Source organism: Rathayibacter sp. VKM Ac-2803 (assembly GCF_009807175.1).
Classification (GTDB): Bacteria; Actinomycetota; Actinomycetes; order Actinomycetales; family Microbacteriaceae; genus Rathayibacter.
In genome coordinates this window covers 2263358-2288371 of the sequence record NZ_WUCD01000001.1, presented here as the reverse complement: position 1 = coordinate 2288371, position 25014 = coordinate 2263358, and the positions used below count along the sequence as shown (strand labels likewise).

Genomic DNA, 25014 nt, shown 5'->3' with positions numbered 1-25014 from the left:
ATGCTCATGACGGCATCGCACCGCAGACCTCCGACAGCGGCCCGTCCGGCCTCGCGCCCCGCGCCGGAATGTGGAGAACGGGCGCGCGACATCGCTGGGGAGGAGCCTCCGCCCCCTCCCGGCGGAGATCAGACCGGGGCGAGGACCCCGTCCCGCTCGACGTACGCCTCGCCCGTCTCGGGGCACCGCCAGACCCCGTCGGCCTCCGCCACGAGCCGCGCCCCCGCCCGGCCGACCCAGCCGATCCGCCGGGCCGGCACTCCGACGACGAGAGCGTGGGCCGGCACGTCGGAGGCGACGACGGCACCCGCGGCGACCATCGCCCACGCGCCGATCCGCACCGGGGCGACGCAGACCGCCCGAGCGCCTATCGCCGCCCCCTCCTCGACGACGACCGCGACGGCCTCCCAGTCGTCGGCCGACTTCAGCGCACCGTCGGGAGTCACCGCCCGCGGCCGCAGGTCGTTCGTGAACACGACCGCCGGCCCGACGAACACTCCGTCGGCGAGCACCGCGGGCTCGTAGACCAGCGCGTGGTTCTGGATCTTGCAGCGGTCCCCCACCACGACGCCGGGCCCGAGGTAGGCGCCCCGGCCGATCACGCACTCCCGGCCGACGCGAGCGTCCTCGCGCACCTGCGCGAGATGCCAGATCAGCGTCCCCGCCCCCACTTGCGCCCTCGGATCGACGTCGGCGGACGGGTGGATGCGGGCGGTGTCCTCGGCCATACCGCAGTGTCCCACGCGAGGACCCCCGGGCGGCGGACTCGGTTCAAGCCCCTTGCCCGGAGCCCGCGGACGGCGTGGGCTGGCAGAGCGCGACCGCCGCGCCCCGCGACGAAAGGCACCCCGTGCTCTCCGACCACCCCCTCTGCCCCGTGCTGCTCACCACCGACCCCGCGGCCTCCCGCGCCTTCTACGCCGACACCCTCGGGCTCACGATCCTCGAGGAGAGCGACGCCGCGATCGCCTACGCCGCCGGAGGCACCCGCTTCACCGTCACCGCGAGCACCGTCGGCTCGCAGGACGAGCAGACGAAGGCGGCCTGGCGCGTGCTGGATCTGCGCGCCGAGCTCGACGACCTCGCCGCGCGCGGTGTCGTGCCGCAGGACTACGACTCCGACGAGCTGCGGACCGAGAACGGCATCGCCGACCGCGGCGACGTCTGGGCGGCCTGGATCCTCGACCCCGACGGCAACGCGCTGGGCATCGAGCAGCCCAAGGGCTGAGGCGCCACTCCGGCGAGCGGCTCCGCCGCCGCGCCCTAGAATCGGCGCATGCCCGACGACTCCCCCTCCGCTCCCGCGCCCGGCTGGTACCCCCACCCGGCCGACATCGGAGCGGAGCTCTACTGGGACGGCGCGGCATGGACCGGCCGCTCCCGTCCCGCAGCGCCGCCCGCCTCGTCCATCCCTCTCTACGGGACGCCGAGTGCCTCCGATCGACAGGCGAGCGCGCCGCAGCCCGGGCTGTACGCCCAGCAGCCGGCGCCCTCCACCGCCGGTCGCAACCCGTTGGCGATCGCGAGCCTCGTCCTGGGCATCGCGAGCATCCTCGTCAACCCGTTCCTGGTCCCCTCGATCCTCGCGATCGTGTTCGGCGTCCGCGGGCGGACGGCCGCCGAGAGCGTCGGCACCGGCCGCGGCCTCGCCACCGCGGGCCTCGTCACGGGCATCGTCGGCATCGGCACGGGCGTCCTCTCCTTCCTCTCGAACCTGTCCGACCTCGCCGGTCTCGCGGGCTGAGCGGGGTGGCCGTCCCCCCTGCCGATGCGCCGATGACGCGCCGCCGGAGCGCGCCCTGGCTGTTCGTCGTCGCCGTCGCCCTGGTCGCTCTCGTCCTGCGCGGGCCGATCGTCGCCCTGGCGCCGGTGATCGACGCGATCCGCGACGATCTCTCCCTCTCCTCCGCGCAGGCCGGGGTGCTCACCAGCATCCCGGTGCTCTGCTTCGCACTGGCGACTCCGCTCGCCCTCGTCGTGATCCGCCGCGCGGGGCCAGACACCGCCGTCGTCGTGACGATCCTCGGAGTCGCGCTCGGCACGATCCTCCGCTCCGCCGGTGACGTCGTCACCGTGGTCGCCGGCACGATCGTGATCGGCGTCTTCATCACCATCGGCAACGTCGTGGTGCCCGTCGTCATCCGCCGCGACGTCTCTCCCGAGCGCGTCGACCTGACGACCGGCGTCTACACGGCCGCGCTCAACATCGGCTCGACGATCACCTCCCTCGGCACGGCTCCACTCGCGCTCGCGGTCGGCTGGCGGGGCGCGCTGCTCGTCTGGCTCGCCCTGAACGCGCTCGCCCTGCTCGGCTGGCTGCTCGCCGTCGGTCCGGCGCGGGCTCTGAAGCCTGCGCCGCGCCTCGCCGCCGACCGAGGCCCCGCCGAGCCCGCCCCGCGCATCTGGCGCAGCGCCACCGTCCTGGCCCTCGCGGTCTGCTTCTCGAGTCAGGCGTTCTCGTACTACGGAGTCACGGCGTGGCTGCCCACGCTGCTCGTCGACCGCAACGGCTTCTCGATCGAGACGGCCGGCGCCAGCTCCTCGGTCTTCCAGCTCGCCGCCGTCGTCGGCGCGATCGGCGTCCCCCTGCTCGTCAAGAGGCTGCGGCCGCTCGGCAGCATCGCCCTGGTCGGCGTGCTCTGGTGCACCGTCCCGGCCGGGCTCCTCCTGGCCCCTCAGCTCTGGGCGCTGTGGTGCATCCTCGGCGGCGTCGCGCAGGGCGGCGGGTTCACGGTGGTCTTCGTCCTCGTCGTGCGGCTCTCGCAGTCGGACGCGCACGCCTCCCGCCTGTCCGCGACCGTGCAGGGCCTCGGCTACGCGGTCGCCGCCACCGCCCCGACGGTGCTGGGCTTCGCCCACGATGCGAGCGGAGGCTGGGACGCACCGCTCACGGTCGTCCTCGGCGCCACCGTGTCGTTCCTCCTCTTCGGCGTCTTCGCCGCCGCCCGCCACTCCCGGACGGTCTGATCCGGGCACCACACCTGTCGGACACGGATCGCCGCGCGTCAAGGGCCTTCCGAAGCCGGACCGGGGCCGTAGCGTGTCGGCATGGCCGAGAAGAGCACGACCCGCGAGAAGACCGCGCCCGAGCCCGACGACTCGCGCAAGCCCGACGAGGTCAGCGACATCACCAAGCGCTCCTGGCTGTACGTCCTGAAGAAGACCGCCCGCGAGTTCGGCGCGGACCAGTGCACCGATCTCGCCGCCGCGCTCACCTACTACGCCGTGCTGGCCCTCTTCCCGGCGCTGCTCGCCATCGTCTCGGTCCTCGGCGTCTTCGGCCAGGCGCAGGCCACCACCGACACCGTCCTCGAGCTCGTCCGCAACCTCGGCTCGGCTCAGGTCGTCGATCTGCTGCGCGAACCGATCCAGTCGCTGATCACCTCCCCCGCCGCAGGCATCGCCCTCGTCACCGGAATCGTCGGCGCGATCTGGTCGGCCTCCGGATACGTCGGGGCGTTCGGCCGCGCGATGAACCGCATCTACGAGATCGACGAGGGACGTCCCTTCTGGAAGCTGCGCCCCACGATGCTGGGTGTCACGGTCGTCACCGTGATCCTCATCGTCATCGCGGCGCTCCTGCTCGTGCTGAGCGGCCCGGTCGCCTCGGCCGTCGGCGACGTCGTGGGCCTCGGCCCGGCGGCGCTCACGGTGTGGAACATCGTCAAGTGGCCGGTGCTCCTGGTCATCGCCGTCGTGATCGTCGCGGTCCTGTACTACTTCGCGCCGAACATCCGGCAGCCGAAGTTCCGCTGGATCAGCACCGGGGCGCTCCTCGCCCTCGCCATCTGGCTGATCGCCTCCGTCGGGTTCGCGTTCTACGTCGCCAACTTCTCGAACTACAACAAGACCTACGGCTCGCTCGGCGCCGTCATCGTCTTCCTCCTCTGGATCTGGATCACGAACATCGCCCTGCTCTTCGGCGCCGAGTTCGACGCCGAGCTCGAGCGCGGCCGTCAGCTCCAGGCCGGGATCGAGGCCGAGGAGACCCTCCAGCTCCCGCCGCGCGACACCGCGGCCAGCGCGAAGAAGCAGGCCGTGCACGAGCAGGACGTGCGCGACGGGAAGTGGCTGCGCCTCTCGAACGAGAACCGCTCCTCCGACGCCGCCGCCGCCGAGGACGACGAGGCCGCGAAGAGCTGAGCGCTCACGACTCGGCGTCCCACAGAGCGCGGTAGTAGGCGGCCCGCTCCTCGTCCGCGGCGATGCCGTACGCGTCGAGCAGCAGCGGCCCGAAGCCCTCGCCGTAGTTCCAGCGGAGGCTCATCGCGGCGACCGCGAGGTCGGCCCAGCGGTCGCCGACACCCAGGTCGCCGACGTCGACGATCCCGCTCCAGAGTCCGTCGTCGTCGAGCAGGGTGTTCGGCGCGCAGGCGTCGCCGTGCACCACCACGGGGTCGACGAGCAGCGGAGGCGCGCCCAGCCGCGCCACGCGGCGATCGAACCACGAGTCCCCGCTCAGCGACTCCGGCACCTCCGCCACCGGCAGGGCGTGCAGCGCCCGCAGGCCCGCCGCGATCGCCCGCACCGCGGCCCCGGGTCGAGCGATCCAGTGATCGGAGGCGGCGCTGTCGCCCGGCAGCGCTCGCGTCAGCAGCCACTGCCCGCCGTCGCCCCGGCCGTGCTCGAGCAGCGTCGGCGCCGGGATCCTGCCCTCCAGCCAGCGGAGGCGCTCGGCCTCCCGACCGAGGTCGACGCCGGCCGCGTCCGGGCTCCATTTGAGGTAGCCGTCGCTCACGCGGAAGGTGAGCCCGTCGAGCTGGTTGCGCCAGACGAGGGCGGGAGCGGCTCCGCCGTTGCTCGCAACGGCGATCTCCGGGATCGAGACCCCCTCGAGGGAGTACTGCCGCGAGAGATCCGGTCCGGTCATCGCGCCAGGCTACCGCTGGCCCTTGCCTGTGGTCCGACCACACCGTACGCTGTGGTCTGACCACGGAGAGGTGAGCGGCGGATGAGCGATCGAGCCTGGGAGAGCGTGCTCTCGCACGTCGAGGGACTCCTGCTCACCGGAGCCCTCGCCCCGGGCGACCGCCTCCCCGGAGAGCGAGTGCTCGCCCTCGAGCTCGGAGTCGGCCGCTCCTCCGTCCGAGAGGCCGTGCGCGTCCTCGAGGTCATGGGGCTCATCCGCACCCGGACAGGCTCCGGTCCCACCTCGGGCGCCGTCATCGTCGCGCGCCCCACCGGCGGCATGAGCGCCCTCCTGCGTCTCCAGGTCGCGGCGAGCGGTTTCGCCGTCGAGGACGTCGTCCGCACCCGCCTCGTCCTCGAGACCGCGGTCGTCGACGACCTCGCCCGCACGCCCGGCGTCGAGCTCGACGACAGCCGGGAGCTCCTCGACGCGATGGACGCCGAGACCCTCGATCACGACGCCTTCCTCGCCCTCGACCAGCAGTTCCACCTCTCGCTCGCCGAGGCGTCCGGCAACGCGGTCATCGCCGCGATGACCGCGGGCCTGCGCGACGCCGTCGAGAGCTACGTCCTCCGCGCCGCCCGCTCGCTGCCCGACTGGCCGCGGACCCGCGACCGCCTCCGCAGCGAGCACCGCGCCCTCGTCGCGGCCCTCGACGCCGCCGACCCCGAGCTCGCCCGCACGCTCGTCCATACCCACATCTCGGGCTACTACGCCGAGACCCACCTCACCGCGAAGAAGGACTGACCATGGTCGACCGCCGAATCCCGAAGGTGCGCGATCTCGCGCCCCTGATGCAGTTCAAGAAGCCCGAGCTCGACCTCAAGAAGGCGCGGCTCGACAGGGCGCTGACGATCGAGGACCTGCAGCGCATCGCCCGCCGCCGCACCCCGAAGGCCGCCTTCGACTACACCGAGGGCGCTGCGGAGGCGGAGATCTCGCTCGGCCGCGCCCGCGAGGCCTTCCGGGACATCCAGTTCAACCCCGCGATCCTGCGCGACGTGTCCGAGGTCCGCACGGGCTGGGACGTCCTGGGCGCTCCCGTCTCGCTCCCCTTCGGCATCGCGCCGACCGGCTTCACCCGGATGATGCAGACCGAGGGCGAGATCGCCGGCGCGCGCAACGCCGCCAAGTGGGGCATCCCGTTCTCGCTCTCCACGATGGGCACCACCGCCATCGAGGACGTCAAGGCCGCGAACCCGCACGGCCGCAACTGGTTCCAGCTCTACATGTGGAAGGACCGCGACCGCTCGATGGCGCTCGTCGACCGCGCCGCCGCAGCCGGCTTCGACACCCTGCTGGTGACCGTCGACGTCCCCGTCGCCGGCGCGCGCCTCCGCGACAAGCGCAACGGCTTCTCGATCCCGCCGCAGCTGACCCTCGGCACCGTCGTCAACGCGATGCCGCGCCCCTGGTGGTGGATCGACTTCCTCACCACCGAGCCGCTGTCCTTCGCCTCCCTCGACCGCTGGTCGGGCACCGTCGGCGAGCTGCTCGACACGATGTTCGACCCGACCGTGGGCTTCGACGACCTCGCGTGGATCCGCGACCAGTGGCCCGGCAAGATCGTCGTCAAGGGCATCCAGACGGTCGACGACGCCCGCCGCGTCGCCGAGCTGGGCATCGACGGCATCGTGCTCTCGAACCACGGCGGACGTCAGCTCGACCGTGCGCCGATCCCGTTCCACCTGCTCCCCGAGGTCGTCCGCGAGGTCGGCTCGTCGGGCATGGAGGTGCACCTCGACACCGGCATCATGTCCGGCGCAGACATCGTCGCGTCGATCGCGCACGGCGCCCGGTTCACGCTCGTCGGCCGCGCCTACCTCTACGGCCTGATGGCCGGCGGCGAGGCGGGCGTCAACCGGATGATCGAGATCCTGTCCGACCAGATCACCCGCACGATGCGCCTCCTGGGCGTCACCTCCCTCGAGGAGCTGACCCCCGAGCACGTCACCCAGCTGCAGCGCCTCGCCCCGCGCGCCCTCTCGCCGCAGCTGTCGCCCGTGAGCTGATCCCGAGCGCGCCCGCTGGTCCTGGCAGGTCAGCGGGCGCGCAGGTAGCGCAGAAGCAGCGTGTCACCGGAGGCGAGCACGTGCGCCAGGCGCTGCTCACGCGCTCCCGGCAGCGATCCCCGGGCGATCCGGCCCGCGTCGCCCGCCTCGAGCGTCGGGCTCAGCGTCAGATCCAGCTCGTCCACCGCGTCGTCCGCCAGTAGCGCGCCGAGCAGCGACGGCCCGCCCTCGCAGTGGATCCGCGCCAGCCCGCGCTCGGCGAGGGCGTCGCGCATCCGCGGAGCGTCCAGCGCGTCCTCGCCGCAGACCAGCACCTCGGCGACCTCCGCGAGCTCGTCGCGTCGCCGCGCCGGGGAGCGCCCCGTCGTCACCACCACCGGCCGCACCGGCGCCTCGGTGAACAGCCGCGACCCCGCGTCGAGATCGAGCGACCCCGAGACGATGGCGAAAACGGGGTGCGGAGGCAGCCCCGCGGCGGTCCGCGCCAAAGCGGCCTCCTCCCCGAGCACCATCGGGCCGTAGCCCTCGGTCCGCACCGTGCCCGCGGCCACCAGCACCACGTCCGCGAGGCGGCGCAGCAGGTCGAAGACCCGCAGATCGGCTTCGCCGCCGAGCGCCCCCGACACGCCGTCGTGGGTCACCGCCCCGTCGATGCTGGAGACGAAGTTGACCCGGAGCCAGCGCTCGGCGCTCCCCTCCGCGTACAGGGCGAGGATCGCGTCGTCGTCGAGCGCGGCGAGCGGCGACGGGTGCAGCCGGTCGATGACCGCGCTCACGCGCCCGCCTCCTCGATGTTGTGGCGGAGGTAGGCCGGTGCTCGCCAGCCCAGCACAGCCTCCGTCAGCCGCACCGCGTCGACCGCCTGCCGCACGTCGTGCATCCGCACGATCCGCGCCCCGTTCAGGATGCAGATCACCGCGGCCGCGAGGGACCCCTCCAGCCGCTCGCCCTGCGGTCGGTCGAGCGTCTCGCCGATGAAGTCCTTGTTCGACACCGCCGCCAGCACCGGGTAGCCGAGCGCCGCGACTTCGCCGAGCCGGCGGGTCAGCTCGAGGGTGTGCAGGGTGTTCTTGTTCAGGTCGTGCCCCGGGTCGACGATGATCCGCTCCGGAGGCACTCCCGCGGCCAGCGCGCGCTCGACCCGGTCGCGGAGGTGCGCCACGACCGTCGCCACCACGTCGTCGTACTCCGGCCGCGTCGGCTCGCTCCGCGGCGCGCCCACGCTGTGAGTGACGACGAGCTGGGCCGACGAGGCGGCGAGCACGCCGAGCATCTCCGGGTCGTGCAGCCCGCTGGTGTCGTTGACGACGGAGGCGCCCTCGGCGATGCTCGCGCGAGCCACCTCGGCGCGGGTCGTGTCGACCGAGATCACCACGTCGCTCCGCTCGTGGATCCCCGCGACCACCGGGACGACGCGGTCGAGCTCCTCCTGCAGCGAGACCTCGGGACCGCGGCCGAACGGCACCCCGCCGATGTCGACCCAGTCGGCGCCCTGGTCGGCGGCACGGACGGAGGCGGCGACCGCCGCGTCGAGCGCGAACGTCGATCCCCTGTCGTAGAAGGAGTCGGGAGTGCGGTTCACGACCGCCATCACGGCGACCTGCCGCTCGAAGTCGAACTCGCGTCCGCCGATGATGCGCGTCATCGTCCAGTGGTCCTCTCGGGCTCCCCGCGCCGATCGGTCGTCGGCGCCGCCCACCCTAGACGAGCCGACCCCTCACCGGCCTGGATCCCGGCCCTGGGTCCGCCGGATCCGGCGGCTCGAGCCGTCCGCCGCCCTCGCCCTCGAGGAGGACCTGGAACAGCACGTGGTCCTGCCACTCCCCCGCGATGCGGAGGTAGCGGCGGGCGATCCCGATCCGCTCGAAGCCGTTGTGCTCGAGCACCGCCTGCGATCCGCGGTTGTGCAGCAGCGTGCCGGCCTGCACGCGGTGCAGTCCCAGCTCGGTGCGCGCGAGGCGCAGCATCTCGCCGACGGCCCGGGTCATCAGCCCGCGACCCTGCAGGGAGGCGTCGAGCCAGTACCCGAGATCGGCGCTGTCGAAGGCGCCGTGCACCACGTTCGAGAGCGTGAGCCGGCCGACGATGTCGTCGCCGCGCTCGAGCACCATCGGCAGGACGCTGCCGGCACGGTGCGCGAAGAGCACGTCGGCGATGGCGTCGGTCTGGCCGCCCGACTCGAAGAAGCGCACGGAGCGCACCGGCTCCCAGGGCGCGAGGTGGCGCCGGTTGCGCCGGTAGGCGCTCGCGAGCGACGGACCGTCCTCCCGGGCGATCAGGCGGAGGCTGGTGGTGTCGTCGAGGGCGATCGGGGCGGGCATCGCCACGAGAGTAGCCCCGGAAGCCGCCCGAGCAGAACCGAGGAGGAGAGCCCGCGCCGCTCGAGACGCCCGGACCCTCGGTCGTGCACGCCGGGGGAACGACGAAACCCCCGGCCGAGGGCCGGGGGTTCGGGTGGTGGGCGATACTGGGATCGAACCAGTGACCTCTTCCGTGTCAGGGAAGCGCGCTACCGCTGCGCCAATCGCCCGCTGCTCCGTGAGGAGCGCCTCGTTCGGGGAACGATCGAGGTGGATACGGGATTCGAACCCGTGTATACGGCTTTGCAGGCCGCTGCCTCGCCTCTCGGCCAATCCACCGTGTACGGGATTCGGTGTCGGCGGCCCGGGGGCCGACCGGGTAGGAGCCACCCGGGGGTGGATCGCTACCAGTAGTGCTGTCTTTCAGAGAAATACCGGCCGCGAGGCCGGTATTCGAGCGGATGACGAGATTCGAACTCGCGACCCTCACCTTGGCAAGGTGATGCGCTACCGCTGCGCCACATCCGCATGGGGTCTTGCCTGTCCTGCATGTTCACTGTGTTGCGTATTCAACTGTGTTGCGTATTCGACTGCGTGTCTTGCATCTCACCCCGGCGCTTTCGCTCCCCGGCTCGACCTAGAAGACTGTATCCGACCGCCGCACGAGAAACCAAATCGAGCGGCCGCCGATCTCGGCCGTCGCAGCGCCTCGCCCGTCTTTCCGCGCGAAACCCGCCCGTCACACCCCGTTCACCCGGGCGTGGCGCTCGTCGGTGGTGCCTCCCGCCCCGCGGGATCCGCTACGATCCTTACTCGGGTCGTCCACAAGACGGCCCTCTGGGCGATTGGCGCAGTTGGTAGCGCGCTTCCTTCACACGGAAGAGGTCATCGGTTCGAGTCCGGTATCGCCCACCCTCACCCCCGGCTTCCCGCCGGGGGTTTTCTCATGCCGCGATCGAGGAGCCGCTCCCGCGATGATGGGCCGCTCCCACGCCGTCTCCGGCGCTCTCGCCTGGGCGATCGCCACCTCCGTGCCCGCCGTCGCCGTGCCGCTGCAGCTCGATGCGCTCCCGCTCGACCTCCGCCTGGTCGGCCTCGGTGTCGCCGCCGGCTGGGCTCTCGCGCCCGACGCCGACCACGCTCGCGCCACGATCTCCCGCTCAGCCCCCGGGGCGTCGCTGCTCACTGCGACGGCCGGCCGGATCAGCGGCGGGCACCGGCACGGGATGCACTCGCTCCTGGCGATCGCGGTGGTCTGGTACCTCGTGCCGCTCCTCACGGAGCTGCGGTTCCCCGTTCCGCTCGTCGGCCCGGTCTCGCTCGCCGCCCCGCTGACCCTGCCCGCCCTCGCCTTCGCGGCGAAGGCGATCCGCGCCGCGCCGTCCTGGCCGATCGCGTGGGCGGGGGCGGTCGTGGTCACCGTCCTGCTGATCGCCCTCGCCGACGGCACCTGGGCCTGGCTGCGCGTCGCCGCGACTCTCGGCTACCTCGTGCACGTGGCGGGCGACGCGCTCACGACCGAGGGGATCAACTGGCTCTGGCCCCTGCGCATCCGGTCGCCCCGCTGGGTGCGCCGCACGCCGCTGCGGCACCTCTGGACCTCCGGGGGCTACGCCGCGGTCCCCGTGCTCGGCTCGGCCGGCTCGTGGCGCGAGACGATCCTCTACTGGCTGATGTCGACGGCGGCCATCGTGCTCACGGCCGCCGCGGTCGCCGCCGAGCTCGTCTGACGGCGCTCAGAACACCTTCCCCGGGTTCATGATCCCGAGCGGGTCGAAGACCGCCTTGATGCCGCGCTGCAGCGCGAGCGAGTCCTCGCCCAGCTCCTCCGCGAGCCAGCGCCGCTTCAGCAGGCCGACCCCGTGCTCGCCCGTGAGGGTCCCGCCGAGCGCGACGGCCGTCCGGAACAGCTCGGCGGCCGCCTCCCACACCTCCTCGCCGACCTCGGTCGAGCCGGGCGGCAGCACGAAGTTCGGGTGCAGGTTGCCGTCGCCTGCGTGCGCGACGGTCGGGATGCTCAGCCCCGTCCGCTCCTCGATGCCCCGGATGGCGGCGAACATCGCCGGGAGAGCCGAGCGCGGCACGCAGACGTCCTCGATCAGCACCTCGCCCACGGCCTCGAGGGCGGGGTGGAAGCCGCGCCGGACGGCCAGCAGCGCCTCGCCCTCCTCGGGGTCGTCGGTCGCCTCGGCGAGGCCTCCGGCGGCGGTCACGATCTCGAGGATGCGCTGCGCCTCCTCCGCAGCTCCCCCGCCGTCGGTCTGCACCAGCAGGTAGGAGCGACCGCGGTCCATCGCGACGCCGGTGTGGCGGGAGATCGCCGCGAGGGCCGCCTCGTCCATCAGCTCCATCACCGCCGGCCGCAGCCGGGCCGCCGTGATCGCGGCGGAGGCGGCGGCCGCGTCGACCACGCTCGCGAAGTAGGCGCCGATCGTCACGACCGAACCGGTCGGCAGCGGCCGGAGCTTCACGGTCGCCTCGACGATCACGCCGAGCGTCCCCTCCGACCCTGTGAGGAGCGCCGTGAGGTCGTAGCCCGTCACGCCCTTCACGCTGCGCCGCCCGGTGCGGACGAGCCGGCCGTCGGGCAGGACCACGGCGAGGCCGAGCACCGCCTCACGGGTGACGCCGTACTTCGCGCAGAGCAGCCCGCCCGCGTTCGTCGCGATGTTGCCGCCGATGCTCGAGATCGCCTTGCTCGCGGGGTCGGGCGAGAAGACCAGCCCGTCGGCGGCGACGGCGTTCGAGAGGGCCTGGTTCAGCACGCCGGGCTCGACGACGGCGAGCTCGTCCTCGAGCGAGATCTCGAGGATCCGGTCCATCCGCGCCGTCGAGAGGACGATCGCTCCGGAGGTGGCGACCGCGCCCGCCGCGAGGCCCGTCCCCGCGCCGCGCGGCACGACCGGCACGCGGTGCGCCGTCGCGATCCGCAGCGTCGCCCGGACGTCGTCGACCGATCGCGCCAGGACGAGGGCGAGCGCCCGCCCTTCGCTCGTCCACCCGGACTTGTCGGTGTGCACGGCCTCGAAGTCGGGCCCGTCGACCACGAGGCGAGGCCCCAGCTCGTCGCGCAGCAGCGTCAGGAGGTCGGTGCTCGCCAGGGTCTGCGTGCTCGCCAGGGTCTGCGTGCTCGCCAGGGTCTGCGTGCTCATGGTCCACTCCGGGTGCTCGCGGTCGGTCTCCCGATCCTTCCACGGCGGCGGTGCAGGATGGAGGGATGATCGGCACGGAGCGATGACGGCGGCCACCAGTGCGGGGATCCTCCTGCACCGACGGGGCCCGGGCGAGGTGGAGGTCTTCCTCGGCCGGATGGGGGGCCCGTTCTGGGCGCGTCGGCCGCGCGCCTGGTCGATCCCGAAGGGCCTGCACACGGCCGAGGAGGCTCCGCTCGACGCCGCTCGACGCGAGTTCGAGGAGGAGATCGGCGCCCCGCCTCCCGACGTCGACTACGCGCTGCTCGGCACGTTCCGCCAGAGCAGCGGCAAGCTCGTCACGGTCTTCCACGGTCCCGGAGACGACGGCGTCGCCTTCGTCGCGAGCAACACCTTCGACCTCGAGTGGCCCCGCGGCTCCGGCACCCTCCGCACCTTCCCCGAGATCGAGACCGCCCGCTGGCTCCCCCTCACCGAGGCCCGCCCCCAGCTCGTCGCCGGCCAGCTCCCGGCCCTCGACGCCCTGGAGGCCCTCCCCGCCGCCCCGTGACCGCGGACTCCCCTCCGCCCGGACCGCACGCCTCCCCCGCTCGCTGATCGAGTAGCCCGCGCAGCGGGCGTATCGAGATCCCCCACCGTCAGAAGCCGAGGCCTGCACACTTCACTTCTGACGCGGGTGGGTCTCGATACGCCACCTGCGGCGGCTACTCGACCAGCAGGCTTGCGCGGTCGCGTCCGATGAATCCGCCAGCGGCGGAAGGCGAGGCCTGCACACCGGACTGCTGACGCGGGTCGGTCTCGATACGCCGCCTGCGGCGGCTACTCGACCAACGGGCTCGCGGGGTCGCCTCGTAGCGACTCCGCCGGCGTCGCAGGACGAGACCTGCACACCGCGCCGCTGACGCTGGGGTACGCAGCCGCCCCTGGACGGTCGGGCGGCGGGCTATCGACCCGCCTCGACCCACCGCACCAGAACGCCGGTGGTAGCTGCCGGCTCGCGAGCGAACCAGGAGGTGCCAGCCCTTTAACGGCTCAGTACAGGTCGAGGTCCGCCGGTACCGTCACGTCGTCGTCCGAGTAGACCGGCGACGGTCCGCTGAGGCGGTTCGTGCGCTCGTGCAGGTCCGCGACCAGCGCGTCGTCCACGATCTCGTCGGCGAGCGTGTGCTCCTCCGAGACGAGCATCTGGCTCGCGGGGCCGAGCAGCAGCCGGACCTGTCCGACCGTGCCCTCGTGGAGCGCGGGCACCTCGACCGTGTCGGCAGTGGACGTCATCGCGAGGACGCGCGCGTACTCGATCACCGCGAGGGCGATCTCGTCGCCCGTGACGACGCTCTCCTCCGCGTAGTGGATACGTCTCACGAGCTGCCCCCTCCGCGGCGGGATCCGAGCCCCGGCCTGCAGTCCAGAGTTGCACGCGGTGCCCCGCCCGGGCCGCGCGCGGCCGACATCCGACGGGGGCTTTACAGCGGCCGTCGCGCGTGCCCGGCTCGTCGTCAGCCGGCCGCCGAGTACACCCGCAGCGCCAGCGGAACGATGCGGACGCTCGTGCGCTCGTAGCCGTCGCGCTCCCCGTCGAACACCTCGGTCTCGCCGTCGTGCGCCCAGCCCGGGTCCTCTCCGCCGGGGCGGCGGGCCTGCACCGTCAGCCGGTCGGTCGAGAACGACTCGACCACCGGCGATCGCCAGCCGGGCACCCGGCCGACGACGGGCGTCGCGGTGCGGCCGAGGACGAGCGAGAGCGCCCCGCGGGTGCGCGGGGTGCGTCCGGCGTGCAGGATCCGCACGTCGAGCTGCCCGTCGTCCAGGCGGCGCCGGGCGAGGGGCGCAGCGGTCCGCGGGTGCTCGCGGTTCACGCCGACGAAGTACGACCAGACCCGCTCGACGCCCTCGTCGCGCTTCAGGTCGAACGGATCCGCGGCGCGCACTACCCGGAGCGCCGCGAGGATGGCGGCCAGCGGCTTCCCGATCACCCGCTCGTGCTTCTCGCGGGCCGCGACGAACTCGGGGTAGATCCCGATCGAGACCGTGTTCAGCACGGTGACCGGCTCCCCGTCGCCGGCGACGACCTCGGCCACGTCCACGTCCCGCCGCTCGCCGAACGCCGCCGCCTCCAGCGCGTCCTCGACGGTGACCAGCCCGAGCGCCTTGGCGAAGTGGTTCATCGTCCCGCCCGGGAGGACGAGGAGGGTCATCCCCGCTTGTCGCGCGAGAGCCGCGCCGACCGCCATCGTGCCGTCGCCGCCGTAGACGCCGAGCACCTGCGGAGGCGCGTCGCCGGCGCGCGCGGCCCGCACCACGTCCGCCAGCTCCTCGCCCTCCTCGAGCCGGTGGACGGTCGCGGCGGGGAAGCGACCGAGGATCAACGGCTCGGGGTCCGGCCGGTGCGAGTCGCGTCCTGCACTCGGGTTCAGCACCACGAGCAGCTCCGCGCCGTCGCCGAGGGGGTGCCGGTCGACGGGAGGCCGCCCCGCCCGCTCCGACACCGGGACGTGCCGCGGCGTCGCCGGCACCAGGAGCCTGCCGAGCCCCGCGACCGCCGCGCCGAGCGCCGCACCGCCGACGACGTCCGACATCCAGTGCACTCCGACGTGCAGCCGTGAGAACGCCACCGTGGCGGCGAGAGGCGCGAGGGCGGCCCCTGCTCGCGGCGACTCCAGGGCGACTCCCACGGCGAAGGCGGCGGCGCTCGCCGCATGACCGGAGGGGAACGACGGCGAGGAGGGCACCTTCGCGAGCCGTCGGCCGACCGGCACGTCCACGATCAGCGGGCGAGCGCCTCCGAAGACGTTCTTCCCGACGACGTTCGCCAGCGCGCTCGCGGCGGCCAGCGACGCCGCGCCGCGCAGTGCCTCCCTCGGGCGCCCCGCGAGCACCAGCAGCGCTCCGAGCCCGAACCACAGGACGCCGTGGTCGGCGACGCGCGACGCGGCCACCAGCGCTCCGTCCACGACCGCGGACGGGCGCCGCGCGTTCACCCGCCGCGCCGCGCGGGCGTCGATCCGCCGGACGAGCCGCGGGAGAGCGCGGACTCTCGTGAGGAGGACGATCGGGGGTCGGGTTCCGCGCAGAGCCATGGCCTCAGACTAGGAGTCGGCACCGTGGAGCGACCCAGTGGAGCGACGCGGAGGCGCTTCCCCCTCGGCCGCTCAGGTCTCGCCGAAGCCCGACTCGATCAGCGCGGCGAGCCGCTCGACCGCCTCCTCGGCCTGCGGCCCGGACGCCGAGAGGACGACATCGTCCCCGCGGTCCAGCCCGAGCGACATCACCCCGAGGAGGCTCGTAGCGTCCTTGCCGTTCGCGTCGATGCGCGCGTCGAAGGTGGTCGCCAGCGTCACGAACTCGGCGGCGGGGCGGGCGTGCAGCCCGTTCGGATTGATCAGCCGCACGCTGCGCCGAGGTCCGCCCGACGGCTGCACGGGAGCGACGGACTCGTGGGCGAACGACCCGCGCGCCGACTCGGCCGCCCGGACCACCTCGTCGAGTGCCGCCCCCGTCGACGCGGCGACGGCCGCGGCCACCGCCCCCTCGACCAGCGGAGCGTCGACGATGCGGACGCGCTCGCGCGCCTCGTCGTCGAGGAACTCCACGGCCGTCTCGGCGGTCATGATCGCCGAGCCGAGATCGCAGAGCACCACAGCGCCGTCCCCCGAGTCGGCTTCGCCGAGCGCCGCCGAGATCCGGTCGAAGCTCGTGCCGATGCCGTCGTCGTCGGTCCCGCCCGCGGCGATCAGCGCGACGGCGGGCGCCATCTGCGCCGCGAGCTCGACCAGCCCCCTGGCGATCAGGGCGCTGTGCGAGACGAGGACCAGCCCGACACTCACGCGGCCGCCTTGGCTGCGGCACGCAGCAGCAGGACCGTCGACACGCTGCCCGGGTCGCGGTGCCCGATGGCCCGCTCGCCGAGGTAGCTCGCGCGGCCCTTGCGGGCGACCAGCGGATCCGTCGACTCCGACCCGCGCTGCGCACCCTCGACCGCGGCGGTCAGCGCGGCGGAGGGAGACCCGCCGCTCGCGACCGCCTCCTGCGCCGCCTCGACGGCGGGCGTCCACGCGTCGATCATCGTCTTGTCGCCCGTCTCCGCCTTGCCGCGGAGGACGATCCCGTCGCGCGCGGCGGTCAGCAGCGCGACCACGTCGGAACCCTCGAGCGTCTCCCTGCCGGCGACCGCGGCGGACGCCTTGAGGAACGCCGTGCCGAACAGCGGACCCGACGCACCGCCGACCGTCGAGATCAGCGTCGTCGCCACGAGCTTCAGCACGTCGGCCGGAGTGGCCGGGGACGCCGTCTCGAGCTTCGCCAGCACCGCCTGGAACCCGCGGTCCATGTTCTCGCCGTGGTCCCCGTCGCCGATCGCGCGATCGAGGGTGATCAGCTCGACGCGGTGCTCCGCGATCGAGTCCGCAGCCCTCCGCATCCAGGCCGTCGCCCACGCCGCATCCAGAGCCCGAGCTCCCTGTCCGTCCTGCATCCTCGCTCCTTCGCTCATCGGTGCGTGCGCACCGGTGCCGTCCGTGCCGTCCCGCCCCTCGGCGCTCATCGTCCCCAGCGCAGCGCCGCGGTCTGCACCGGGGCGTCCCAGAGCTCGGTCAGCGCGTGGTCGAGCTTCAGCACGCTCAGCGAGAAGCCCTGCATCTCGAGCGAGGTGACGAAGTTGCCGACGAGGCTGCGCACGACGCGGATCCCCTTCTCCTCGAGCGCCTCGGCGGCGCGCCGGTAGGCGATGTAGAGCTCGATCTGCGGGGTGCCGCCCATGCCGTTGACGAACAGCAGCACCTCGTCGCCGGAGGAGAAGGGCAGGTCCTCCAGGATCGGCCCGAGGATGCGGTCGACGATCCGGTCCGCCGGCTCGAGCGCGATCTTCTCGCGCCCCGGCTCGCCGTGGATCCCGATCCCGATCTCGATCTCGTTCTCCCCCAGCTCGAAGCTCGGCTCGCCCGCGTGCGGCACGATGCACGGCGTCAGGGCGACGCCCATCGAGCGGACGTTCGCGTTCACCGTCTCGGCGATCGTCGCCACCGCGTCGAGGGAGTCGCCGCGCTCGGCTGCGGCTCCCGCGATCTTCTCGACCAGCACGGTCCCCGCGACGCCGCGACGACCCGCCGTGTAGAGCGAGTCCTTCACCGCCACGTCGTCGTCGATGACGACGGAGCGCACCTCGATGCCCTCGGCCCCGGCGAGGTCGGCCGCCGTCTCGAAGTTGAGGACGTCGCCGGTGTAGTTCTTCACGATGTGCAGGACGCCCGCTCCGCCATCCACGGCCTGCGTGGCGGCCACGATCGGGTCGGGCGTCGGCGAGGTGAACACCGCTCCGGGCACTGCGGCGTCGAGCATGCCGTGGCCGACGAAGCCGGCGTGCAGCGGCTCGTGCCCGCTGCCTCCTCCGCTGACGATCCCGACCTTGCCCGAGCGGGGCGCGCCGCTGCGGACGACGAACAGCGGATCGGTCTCGACCCGCACCAGGTCGGCGTGCGCGAGGCCGAATCCGGCCACCGACTCCGTGACGACGTTCTTCGGGTCGTTGATGAGCTTCTTCATCGAGGTCTCCTCCAGGATCGGATCACCGCGGTCGGCGTGCCCTGTCCTCGGGGCGATCCGGCGCGTGGTGGATCGCGGTCCGCACCGTCGCGGACAGCGCTCCCACGTTACGCCCTGCGGCCCATGGGATCAGAGGTCGCGGGTCGGGTCGGAGGGCGTCAGTCGACCCGCCGGGTCTCCTGCACCCACTCCGCGAGCTTCGCCGTCGCCGCGCCGGAGTCGACGGCGGAGGCCGCCCGATCCAGGGCCGAGCGGAAGCGGTCGAGGATCGAGGTCCGGATCAGGGCGGGGTCGCGAGCGAGGTCGTAGGCGATCAGCCCGGCCGCGGCGTTGAGGAGGACGATGTCGCGCACCGCTCCCTCCTCCCCCGCCAGGGTCGCGCGGACGACGCCGGCGTTGTAGGCGGCGTCCCTGCCGCGGAGCTCGTCGATGCTCGCGCGGCGCAGCCCCAGGTCGCGGGGGTCGAGGTCGTGCTCGACGACCGAGCCGCGCGAGACCTCCCAGATGTGGCTGTGGCCGGTCGTCGTCAGCTCGTCGAGGCCGTCGTCGCCGCGGAACACCAGGGCGGTCGCCCCCCGCGTCTGGAACACGCCCGTGAAGAGAGGAACGCGATCGAGGTGGGCGACACCGACCGCCGACGCCTCGGGGCGCGCGGGATTGCACAGCGGACCGAGGAAGTTGAACACCGTCGGCACGCCCAGCTCGGCGCGGACGGCGCCGGCGTGCCGGAAGCCGGGGTGGAACATCGCGGCGAAGACGAAGGCGATCCCGGTGCGGCGGAACGCCTCCGCGACGCGCTCGGGCGACAGCGTCAGGTCGACGCCGAGGGCGGCGAGCACGTCCGACGACCCCGACGACGACGAGGCCGCCCGGTTGCCGTGCTTGATCACCGGAGTCCCCGCCGCCGCCGCGATGATCGCCGCCGTCGACGAGATGTTCACGGTGCCGAAGCGGTCGCCCCCCGTCCCGACGATGTCGAGCGCCATCGGATCCACGTCGAGCGGAACCGCGTGCTCCAGGATCGCGTCGCGGAAGCCGACGATCTCGTCGACCGTCTCGCCCTTCGCCCGCAGTGCCACCAGCAGACCCGCCAGCTGCGCGGGGGTCGCCTCCCCCTGCATGACCTGCTCCATGGCCCAGGTGGCCTCGTGGACGCTGAGATCGGAGGATTCGAGGAGGGAGCTGATGATCCGCGGCCAGGACAGGGTTTCCGACATGGCTCTCAGATTATGCGACTACGAAGGCCCCACGGGAAGTGCGAGTTACCCCTCTTGCCATCGGCCATAATGGTCTGTGTGACGAGCACCTCAATCTCCCCCACGGCCACCGCGCCCGTAGTGAACCGACCCAATCCGGTCGCGGTCGGAACGATCGTCTGGCTGAGCAGCGAGGTCATGTTCTTCGCGGGCCTGTTCGCGATCTACTTCACCCTGCGCAGCACCTCGCCGGAGCTGTGGGCAGCCGAGACCGGCATCCTCAACGTCCCGTACGCGACGGTGAACACGATCATCCTGGTCGCGTCCTCCTTCACGTGCCAGGCGGGAGTGTTCGCCGCAGAGCGCCTCCAGCCGCGCGCGACGGGCATGAGCCCGCTCAAGTGGGGCATGGTCGAGTGGTTCTTCGTCACCTACGCGCTGGGCGCCGTCTTCGTCTCGGGTCAGGTCTTCGAGTACGCCACCCTCGTCTCCGAGGGCGTGAGCCTCTCGAGCAACGCCTACGGCTCCGCGTTCTACATCACCACCGGATTCCACGCGCTGCACGTCACCGGCGGTCTGATCGCCTTCCTCCTCGTCATCGGCCGCGGCTTCGCGGTCAAGAACTTCGGCCACAAGGAGGCGACCAGCGCGATCGTCGTCTCCTACTACTGGCACTTCGTCGACGTCGTCTGGGTCGCCCTGTTCGTCGTCATCTACTTCCTCAAGTGACCCGCGTGGCACCGATGGACTCCACCCCCGAACCCCGCAGGAAGGTTGCCTCGATGGCCTCCCCGAAGACGAAGAGCCGCGCCAAGAAGGGTCGCCGCCACCCTCTCGCCACGCTGGCTCTGATCGCCATCGGCCTCGGCCTGACGGGCGGCACGTACGCGGCCGTCGGCGTGGCGACCTCTGCCTCCGCCGAGACCTCGGCCAACAGTCAGCAGACGATCGACGAGGGCTCCAAGCTCTTCGCGGCCAACTGCGCCACCTGCCACGGCCTCGACGCCGCCGGCACCGACAACGCCCCGTCGCTCATCGGCGTCGGCGCGGCCTCGGTCGACTTCCAGGTCGGCACCGGCCGCATGCCGATGCAGATGCAGGGACCGCAGGCGCTCGAGAAGCCGGTGCAGTTCACCGACGAGCAGGTCGCCGAGCTGGCCGCCTACGTCGCGTCGCTCGCCCCCGGCCCCGCCATCCCCGAGGGCGAGGTCCTCGACGGACAGGGCGACAGCGCCAACGGCGCCGAGCTCTTCCGCATCAACTGTGCGATGTGCCACAACGTCGCCGGAGCCGGCGGCGCGCTGACCGAGGGCAAGTTCGCTCCCCCGCTGGGCGGCGTGACCGAGGCGCACATCTACGAGGCGATGGTCACCGGCCCGCAGAACATGCCGGTCTTCAACGACCTCAACATCTCGCCCGAGGACAAGCGCGACATCATCTCGTACCTCAAGTACATCGAGGCCAACCCGTCTCCCGGCGGATTCGCGCTCGGCTCCCTCGGGCCGGTCGCGGAGGGCCTCTTCCTCTGGATCTTCGGTCTCGGCGCCATCGTCGCGCTCACGGTGTGGATCACCGCCCGATCGAACTAGCGAACACCGGCGCCCCGACGGGCGCTTCCAGTCAAGGGCACCGAGCGGTGCCGAGCAGGCGTGAGACAACACGGCGTGAAAAGGAGAACCATGGCAGAGCACGATGAGGGTGGCGGCACCGACCTCGCCACCTCGTCGGCCACCGGGCACGGGACGGCTCCGGCCGGCACCGCGGTCGTGACGCGGGGACGCGTCCAGGACCCGGGACTCCCGCCGCACCGCCCCCGGATGACCGACCTCGACCCCAAGGTCGAGAAGCGTGCCGAGCGCACGGTGTACACGCTCTTCTACCTGTCCTTCGCGGGCTCCATCTTCGCGGTCGCCGCGTACATGGCGTTCCCGATCACGGAGAACGTGGCGTCGGTCCGGCTGAACACCCTGTTCATCGGCCTCGGCATGTCCCTCGCCCTGCTGGGCATCGGCATCGCCGCCGTCCACTGGGGCAAGCAGCTGATGTCGGACCACGAGGGCATCGACATCCGCCACCCCGTCCGCAGCTCCGAGGACACCCGCGCCCGCGCCCTCGAGATCTTCGACCAGTCCGACAAGGAGTCCGGCTTCGGCCGGCGCTCGCTCGTCCGGAACAGCCTCATCGGCGCCCTGGTCGTCTTCCCCCTGCCCGCCGTGATCCTGTTCCGGGGCCTCGGCCCGCAGGATCAGAACCCCGTCGCCCTCCTCAAGACCACGATGTGGCGCGAGGGCACGAGGCTCACCCTGGACCCCTCGGGTGCCCCGATCCTCGCATCGGACGTCACCCTGGGCTCCGCCTTCCACGTCATCCCCGAGGGACTCGACGAAGTCGAGGGCAAGCTGGAGGAGAAGGCCAAGGCCGCCGTCCTCCTGATGCGCCTGAAGCCGGAAGACCTGATCGTCAGCGAGGGTCGCGAGACCTGGAACTACGACGGGATCGTCGCCTACTCCAAGATCTGCACGCACGTCGGCTGCCCCGTGGCACTGTACGAGCAGCAGACCCACCACCTGCTGTGCCCGTGCCACCAGTCGCAGTTCGACATCACGCGCGAAGCCGCTGTGATCTTCGGACCCGCGAAGCGCCCGCTTCCGCAGCTACCCATCACCATCGACGACGAGGGCTATCTGGTCGCGCAGCGCGACTTCACGGAGCCCGTCGGTCCGTCCTTCTGGGAGCGATGACTCACATGTCCACCACCACCCCCGCACGTCCCGCCGGCCCCCCCGCCGAGCAGGGCGACGGCGTCATCCTGGGCAGCGGCAAGCTGCAGAAGGGATACGTCGGAGCCGCGTCGAACTACATCGACGAGCGCACGAGCATCTCGGCGGTCGTCAAGGAGTTCGGCCGCAAGATCTTCCCCGACCACTGGTCGTTCCTCCTGGGCGAGGTGGCGCTGTACAGCTTCGTCATCATCCTGCTCTCGGGCACGTTCCTCACGTTCTTCTTCCAGGCCTCCATGGTCGAGACGCACTACGAGGGCAGCTACCTGCCCCTGAAGGGCATCGAGATGTCCGCGGCGATGTCCTCGTCGCTCGACATCTCGTTCGACATCCGCGGCGGCCTCCTGATGCGCCAGATCCACCACTGGGCGGCCCTGCTGTTCGTGGCCTCGATCGGCCTGCACATGCTGCGCATCTTCTTCACCGGTGCGTTCCGCAAGCCGCGCGAGCTCAACTGGGTGATCGGCTTCGTCCTCTTCATCCTCGCGATGGCCGAGGGCTTCACCGGCTACTCCCTCCCCGACGACCTGCTCTCGGGCAACGGCCTCCGCATCATCGACGGCATGGTCAAGGGCATCCCGATCGTGGGCACCTGGATCTCGTTCCTCCTCTTCGGCGGCGAGTTCCCGGGCACCGACATCGTCGGCCGTCTCTACACCCTGCACATCCTGCTCCTGCCCGCCCTGGTGCTCGCGTTCATCGCGCTCCACCTCGTGTTCGTGGTCGTCCACAAGCACACCCAGTTCCCGGGTGCCGGCAAGACCGAGCAGAACGTCGTCGGCTACCCGGTGCTGCCGGTCTACGCCGCCAAGGCCGGTGGGTTCTTCTTCATCGTCTTCGGTGTCGTCGTCCTCATCGCCTCGCTGTTCACGATCAACCCGATCTGGAACTACGGACCGTACGATCCCTCGCCGGTGTCGGCCGGAACCCAGCCCGACTGGTACATCGGCTTCGCCGACGGTGCCCTGCGTCTGATCCCGCCGGGACTCGAGTGGGCCATCCCGGGCATCGGCACCCTGTCGTTCAACATCCTGATCCCGCTCGGCGGCCTGGGGCTGTTCATCGTCCTGGTGATGCTCTACCCGTTCATCGAGGCCTGGATCACCGGTGACAAGCGCGAGCACCACCTGCTGGACCGCCCGCGCAACGCCGCGACCCGTACGGCCATCGGTGCCGCCGGTGTCACGTTCTACGCCGGTCTCTGGGCCGCCGCGTCGTCGGACATCATCGCGACCCACTTCCACCTCACGATGGAAGGCGTCATCCACTCGCTGCAGTTCGCGGTCATCGTCGGCCCGTTCATCGCCTACTTCATCACCAAGCGCATCTGCCTCGCGCTGCAGAAGAAGGACCGCGAGATCGCCCTGCACGGCTTCGAGTCCGGCCGCATCGTCCGCCTCCCCGGCGGCGAGTTCATCGAGGTGCACCAGCAGCTCGACGAGTACGAGCGCTGGAAGCTCGTCAGCCAGGACGAGTACCAGCCCCTGATGATCCGTCCTGACTCCCGCGGCCGCATCAGCGCCCCGCAGCGTGTGCGGGCCGGGCTCTCCCGCTGGTTCTTCGAGGACCGCATCACTCCCGTCACCCAGAAGGAGCTCGAGAGCTCGCACAGCGAGCACTAGGCCCCCTCCCCCGAAGGGCCCGGACGATCCGTCGTCCGGGCCCTTCGTCGTGCTTGGCGGACGGTGTGCCTGATCGATGATGCCGACGCGTCAGCCCGAGTGCCCGAGCAGCCAGCGCACTCCGAACCGGTCCGTCACCTGGCCGTCGTGGTCGCCCCACGGCCTCTCCTGCAGCGGATCCGCGACGGTGCCATGCTCTGCGAGCCGTTCGAACCAGGCGGCCGTCGTGACGGCGTCAGCGGCGCCCAGGAGCGCGAGGACGAGCCCGTCCATCCGCAGCTCCGCGCCGTGCTCATCGGCCGCGAAGATCGCCACAGGGCCGCTGAGCGCGCCATGCGCGATCGCCTCCGGGCTGCCGTCGGTGCGCCCGAACTCCTCGAGGGCGTGCAGCTCGAGCTCGCCCCCGAAGACCTCGCGATAGAACGTCAGAGCCTCTCGGGCGCGACCGTCGAAGAACAGGTACGGAACAGGACTCATGCGCCCATCCTCCCCCGCCCGCGTCGACAGTCAAGGAACCCCCGCACGTCGATCGAGGCCGCCCCGAAGTGCAGGCTCCCTCGACGGTTCGTGGATCCCTCGGCGCCGGGAGCGACGGGCCCTAGGAGCCGTTGCCGATCAGCTGCAGCTGCGAGCCGTCGATGTCGACGAGGAATCCCGCGCGCAGTCCCCAGGGCTGCCTCCGGACGGGCACGAGCCGAGGATGGCCGCTGCTCCGCTCCGGCACCCCGGAGCCCTTGATCCGCGCGTACAGCGCGTCGACGTCATCGACCCGGATGCTGCACATCGCGTCGCTCTCGGCGGGGACGAGGTCGGCGAAGGGGAAGAACTCGAGCTCGAGCCCTCCTGAGCGCAGGATCAGCCAGCTGTCACCCCGATAGCCCGGGCTGAATCCGAAGCGGCCGTAGAAGGCGATCGTGGCGTCGAGGTCGCGGGAGGGCAGGTTCGGCACCGCACGGTCGGTCATCGCGCGAGCCTACTCCGACCGACGGACGCAGCGCCCGATCGCAGTCCGGGGCCGGACGGACGAGAGGGCCGGGTGCCGGAGGACGAATCCTCCTGCACCCGGCCCTCTCACCGGAGACACCGCCTAGCGGGCGAAGTACCCGCGGTAGTACTCGTAGACCCAGCCGGCGATCGCGACGAGGAAGAGACCGACCGCGATGTAGACGATCCAGAAACCGACGGCGAGACCGAGGAAGGCCAGCGCCGCCGATGCGCCGAGGATCAGCGGCCACCAGCTCCACGGGCTGAAGAAGCCCAGCTCCGGGTCACCGTCGTCGATGTCCGCGTCGAGACGGTCCTCGGGCAGCTCGGCGCCCTGAGCCTTGTGGACACGGCCGACGTAGAACGCGATGAACGCGCCCAGCACCGACGAGAGGGCGATGCCGACGGTGCCGACCCACTCGATCTGGCCCGTGTCGATGAGCGACCAGACGATGTAGGTGACATCGGCGAGGAGGAAGAAGCCGGCCAGCAGCCAGAACAGATTGACGTTCGCGCGCATG

The 25014-nt window shown here is 72.0% G+C and carries 27 protein-coding genes and 4 tRNA genes; 13 read left to right on the top strand and 18 right to left on the bottom strand.

All coding sequences use genetic code 11. From position 1 onward, the window contains the following. Positions 1-128 precede the first annotated feature (128 nt). Entirely contained in the window at positions 129-728 is a 600-nt protein-coding gene (locus GRS96_RS10660; RefSeq protein WP_159988452.1) for an acyltransferase, read from the bottom strand. Between the two features lie 74 nt (positions 729-802). Here GRS96_RS10660 and GRS96_RS10655 point away from each other — a divergent pair, with 74 nt between their 5' ends. The 4 genes from GRS96_RS10655 to GRS96_RS10640 all read left to right on the top strand — a co-directional run bounded on the left by GRS96_RS10655 (position 803) and on the right by GRS96_RS10640 (position 4143). Further along, entirely contained in the window at positions 803-1228 is a 426-nt protein-coding gene (locus GRS96_RS10655; protein ID WP_159988451.1) for a VOC family protein, read from the top strand. Positions 1229-1276: 48 nt separating this feature from the next. Beyond that, positions 1277-1744 (top strand): DUF4190 domain-containing protein, encoded by a 468-nt coding sequence (locus GRS96_RS10650; RefSeq protein ID WP_159857244.1) that lies wholly within the window; start codon positions 1277-1279, stop codon positions 1742-1744. Positions 1745-1749: 5 nt separating this feature from the next. Continuing rightward, entirely contained in the window at positions 1750-2967 is a 1218-nt protein-coding gene (locus GRS96_RS10645; protein ID WP_236553616.1) for an MFS transporter, read from the top strand. An 81-nt stretch (positions 2968-3048) separates the two neighbouring features. Next, positions 3049-4143, top strand: coding sequence for a YihY/virulence factor BrkB family protein (locus tag GRS96_RS10640; protein ID WP_159988450.1), 1095 nt, complete (start codon positions 3049-3051; stop codon positions 4141-4143). A 4-nt stretch (positions 4144-4147) separates the two neighbouring features. On the opposite strand, the gene GRS96_RS10635 is transcribed toward GRS96_RS10640, so the two are convergent. Then, complete coding sequence (locus GRS96_RS10635; RefSeq protein WP_159988449.1) at positions 4148-4870, bottom strand: aminoglycoside 3'-phosphotransferase; 723 nt, start codon at positions 4868-4870, stop codon at positions 4148-4150. Between the two features lie 81 nt (positions 4871-4951). Between GRS96_RS10635 and GRS96_RS10630 the strand changes: the two genes are divergently transcribed. Together GRS96_RS10630 and GRS96_RS10625 are read left to right on the top strand one after the other, a co-directional pair. Further along, positions 4952-5656: a FadR/GntR family transcriptional regulator gene (locus tag GRS96_RS10630; RefSeq protein WP_159988448.1), complete on the top strand. Its 705-nt coding sequence runs from the start codon at positions 4952-4954 to the stop codon at positions 5654-5656. A gap of 2 nt (positions 5657-5658) precedes the next feature. Then, positions 5659-6921, top strand: coding sequence for an alpha-hydroxy acid oxidase (locus GRS96_RS10625; RefSeq protein WP_159857234.1), 1263 nt, complete (start codon positions 5659-5661; stop codon positions 6919-6921). A gap of 29 nt (positions 6922-6950) precedes the next feature. Here the strand turns inward: GRS96_RS10625 and GRS96_RS10620 are convergent, their stop codons facing one another. The 6 genes from GRS96_RS10620 to GRS96_RS10595 form a co-directional block, all read right to left on the bottom strand. Continuing rightward, the gene (locus GRS96_RS10620) at positions 6951-7697 is read right to left on the bottom strand and encodes a pyrimidine reductase family protein (protein WP_236553615.1); all 747 of its coding nucleotides are present in this window, start codon (positions 7695-7697) and stop codon (positions 6951-6953) included. Continuing rightward, positions 7694-8566, bottom strand: a complete 873-nt coding sequence (gene folP, locus GRS96_RS10615; protein ID WP_159857232.1) for a dihydropteroate synthase — start codon at positions 8564-8566, stop codon at positions 7694-7696. The genes GRS96_RS10620 and folP overlap by 4 nt, the downstream gene beginning before the upstream one ends. Positions 8567-8621: 55 nt before the next feature. Next, entirely contained in the window at positions 8622-9242 is a 621-nt protein-coding gene (locus GRS96_RS10610) for a GNAT family N-acetyltransferase (protein ID WP_159857230.1), read from the bottom strand. Positions 9243-9376: 134 nt separating this feature from the next. Beyond that, positions 9377-9451, bottom strand: a tRNA-Val gene (locus GRS96_RS10605). Positions 9452-9489: 38 nt separating this feature from the next. Next, positions 9490-9560 (bottom strand) — tRNA-Cys (locus tag GRS96_RS10600). Between the two features lie 117 nt (positions 9561-9677). Beyond that, a tRNA-Gly gene (locus GRS96_RS10595) sits at positions 9678-9749 on the bottom strand. 311 nt (positions 9750-10060) lie between these two features. Here GRS96_RS10595 and GRS96_RS10590 point away from each other — a divergent pair. Both GRS96_RS10590 and GRS96_RS10585 read left to right on the top strand, forming a co-directional pair. Continuing rightward, positions 10061-10133: transfer RNA gene (locus GRS96_RS10590), tRNA-Val, on the top strand. A gap of 62 nt (positions 10134-10195) precedes the next feature. Further along, the gene (locus GRS96_RS10585) at positions 10196-10951 is read left to right on the top strand and encodes a metal-dependent hydrolase (RefSeq protein ID WP_159988447.1); all 756 of its coding nucleotides are present in this window, start codon (positions 10196-10198) and stop codon (positions 10949-10951) included. 6 nt (positions 10952-10957) lie between these two features. On the opposite strand, the gene GRS96_RS10580 is transcribed toward GRS96_RS10585, so the two are convergent. Further along, entirely contained in the window at positions 10958-12373 is a 1416-nt protein-coding gene (locus tag GRS96_RS10580; protein WP_159988446.1) for an FAD-binding oxidoreductase, read from the bottom strand. A gap of 82 nt (positions 12374-12455) precedes the next feature. On the opposite strand from GRS96_RS10580, the gene GRS96_RS10575 reads away from it, so the two are divergent. Continuing rightward, on the top strand, positions 12456-12923 hold the full coding sequence (locus GRS96_RS10575) for an NUDIX domain-containing protein (RefSeq protein ID WP_159988445.1): 468 nt from the start codon (positions 12456-12458) through the stop codon (positions 12921-12923). A 482-nt stretch (positions 12924-13405) separates the two neighbouring features. Here the strand turns inward: GRS96_RS10575 and GRS96_RS10570 are convergent, their stop codons facing one another. From GRS96_RS10570 to trpD, 6 genes are all read right to left on the bottom strand, one after another. Next, positions 13406-13735 (bottom strand): hypothetical protein, encoded by a 330-nt coding sequence (locus tag GRS96_RS10570; RefSeq protein ID WP_159857222.1) that lies wholly within the window; start codon positions 13733-13735, stop codon positions 13406-13408. A gap of 134 nt (positions 13736-13869) precedes the next feature. After that, on the bottom strand, positions 13870-15450 hold the full coding sequence (locus GRS96_RS10565; protein WP_159857220.1) for a diacylglycerol/lipid kinase family protein: 1581 nt from the start codon (positions 15448-15450) through the stop codon (positions 13870-13872). A gap of 72 nt (positions 15451-15522) precedes the next feature. Further along, entirely contained in the window at positions 15523-16197 is a 675-nt protein-coding gene (gene dhaM / locus GRS96_RS10560) for a dihydroxyacetone kinase phosphoryl donor subunit DhaM (protein ID WP_159857218.1), read from the bottom strand. Continuing rightward, positions 16194-16844 carry a dihydroxyacetone kinase subunit DhaL gene (dhaL, locus tag GRS96_RS10555; protein WP_204162072.1) on the bottom strand — a complete coding sequence of 217 codons (651 nt, stop codon included), beginning with the start codon at positions 16842-16844 and terminating at the stop codon, positions 16194-16196. Before dhaL ends, dhaM begins: the two co-directional genes overlap by 4 nt. Before the next feature lie 65 nt (positions 16845-16909). Continuing rightward, positions 16910-17911 carry a dihydroxyacetone kinase subunit DhaK gene (gene dhaK, locus GRS96_RS10550; protein ID WP_159988443.1) on the bottom strand — a complete coding sequence of 334 codons (1002 nt, stop codon included), beginning with the start codon at positions 17909-17911 and terminating at the stop codon, positions 16910-16912. Positions 17912-18069: 158 nt separating this feature from the next. Continuing rightward, complete coding sequence (gene trpD / locus GRS96_RS10545; RefSeq protein ID WP_159857212.1) at positions 18070-19128, bottom strand: anthranilate phosphoribosyltransferase; 1059 nt, start codon at positions 19126-19128, stop codon at positions 18070-18072. Between the two features lie 69 nt (positions 19129-19197). Between trpD and ctaE the strand changes: the two genes are divergently transcribed. The 4 genes from ctaE to qcrB all read left to right on the top strand — a co-directional run bounded on the left by ctaE (position 19198) and on the right by qcrB (position 23509). Further along, the gene (gene ctaE / locus GRS96_RS10540; protein WP_159857210.1) at positions 19198-19836 is read left to right on the top strand and encodes an aa3-type cytochrome oxidase subunit III; all 639 of its coding nucleotides are present in this window, start codon (positions 19198-19200) and stop codon (positions 19834-19836) included. Between the two features lie 53 nt (positions 19837-19889). Beyond that, entirely contained in the window at positions 19890-20696 is an 807-nt protein-coding gene (qcrC, locus tag GRS96_RS10535) for a cytochrome bc1 complex diheme cytochrome c subunit (protein ID WP_159857209.1), read from the top strand. Between the two features lie 90 nt (positions 20697-20786). Beyond that, entirely contained in the window at positions 20787-21848 is a 1062-nt protein-coding gene (qcrA, locus tag GRS96_RS10530) for a cytochrome bc1 complex Rieske iron-sulfur subunit (protein WP_159988442.1), read from the top strand. 5 nt (positions 21849-21853) lie between these two features. Further along, entirely contained in the window at positions 21854-23509 is a 1656-nt protein-coding gene (qcrB, locus tag GRS96_RS10525) for a cytochrome bc1 complex cytochrome b subunit (protein WP_159857205.1), read from the top strand. 90 nt (positions 23510-23599) lie between these two features. Here the strand turns inward: qcrB and GRS96_RS10520 are convergent, their stop codons facing one another. The 3 genes from GRS96_RS10520 to GRS96_RS10510 form a co-directional block, all read right to left on the bottom strand. Beyond that, positions 23600-23986 carry a VOC family protein gene (locus tag GRS96_RS10520; RefSeq protein WP_159857203.1) on the bottom strand — a complete coding sequence of 129 codons (387 nt, stop codon included), beginning with the start codon at positions 23984-23986 and terminating at the stop codon, positions 23600-23602. 121 nt (positions 23987-24107) lie between these two features. Continuing rightward, positions 24108-24473: a bleomycin resistance protein gene (locus GRS96_RS10515; RefSeq protein ID WP_159857201.1), complete on the bottom strand. Its 366-nt coding sequence runs from the start codon at positions 24471-24473 to the stop codon at positions 24108-24110. Between the two features lie 123 nt (positions 24474-24596). Next, the gene (locus GRS96_RS10510; RefSeq protein WP_159857199.1) at positions 24597-25013 is read right to left on the bottom strand and encodes a cytochrome c oxidase subunit 4; all 417 of its coding nucleotides are present in this window, start codon (positions 25011-25013) and stop codon (positions 24597-24599) included. Position 25014 lies beyond the last annotated feature (1 nt).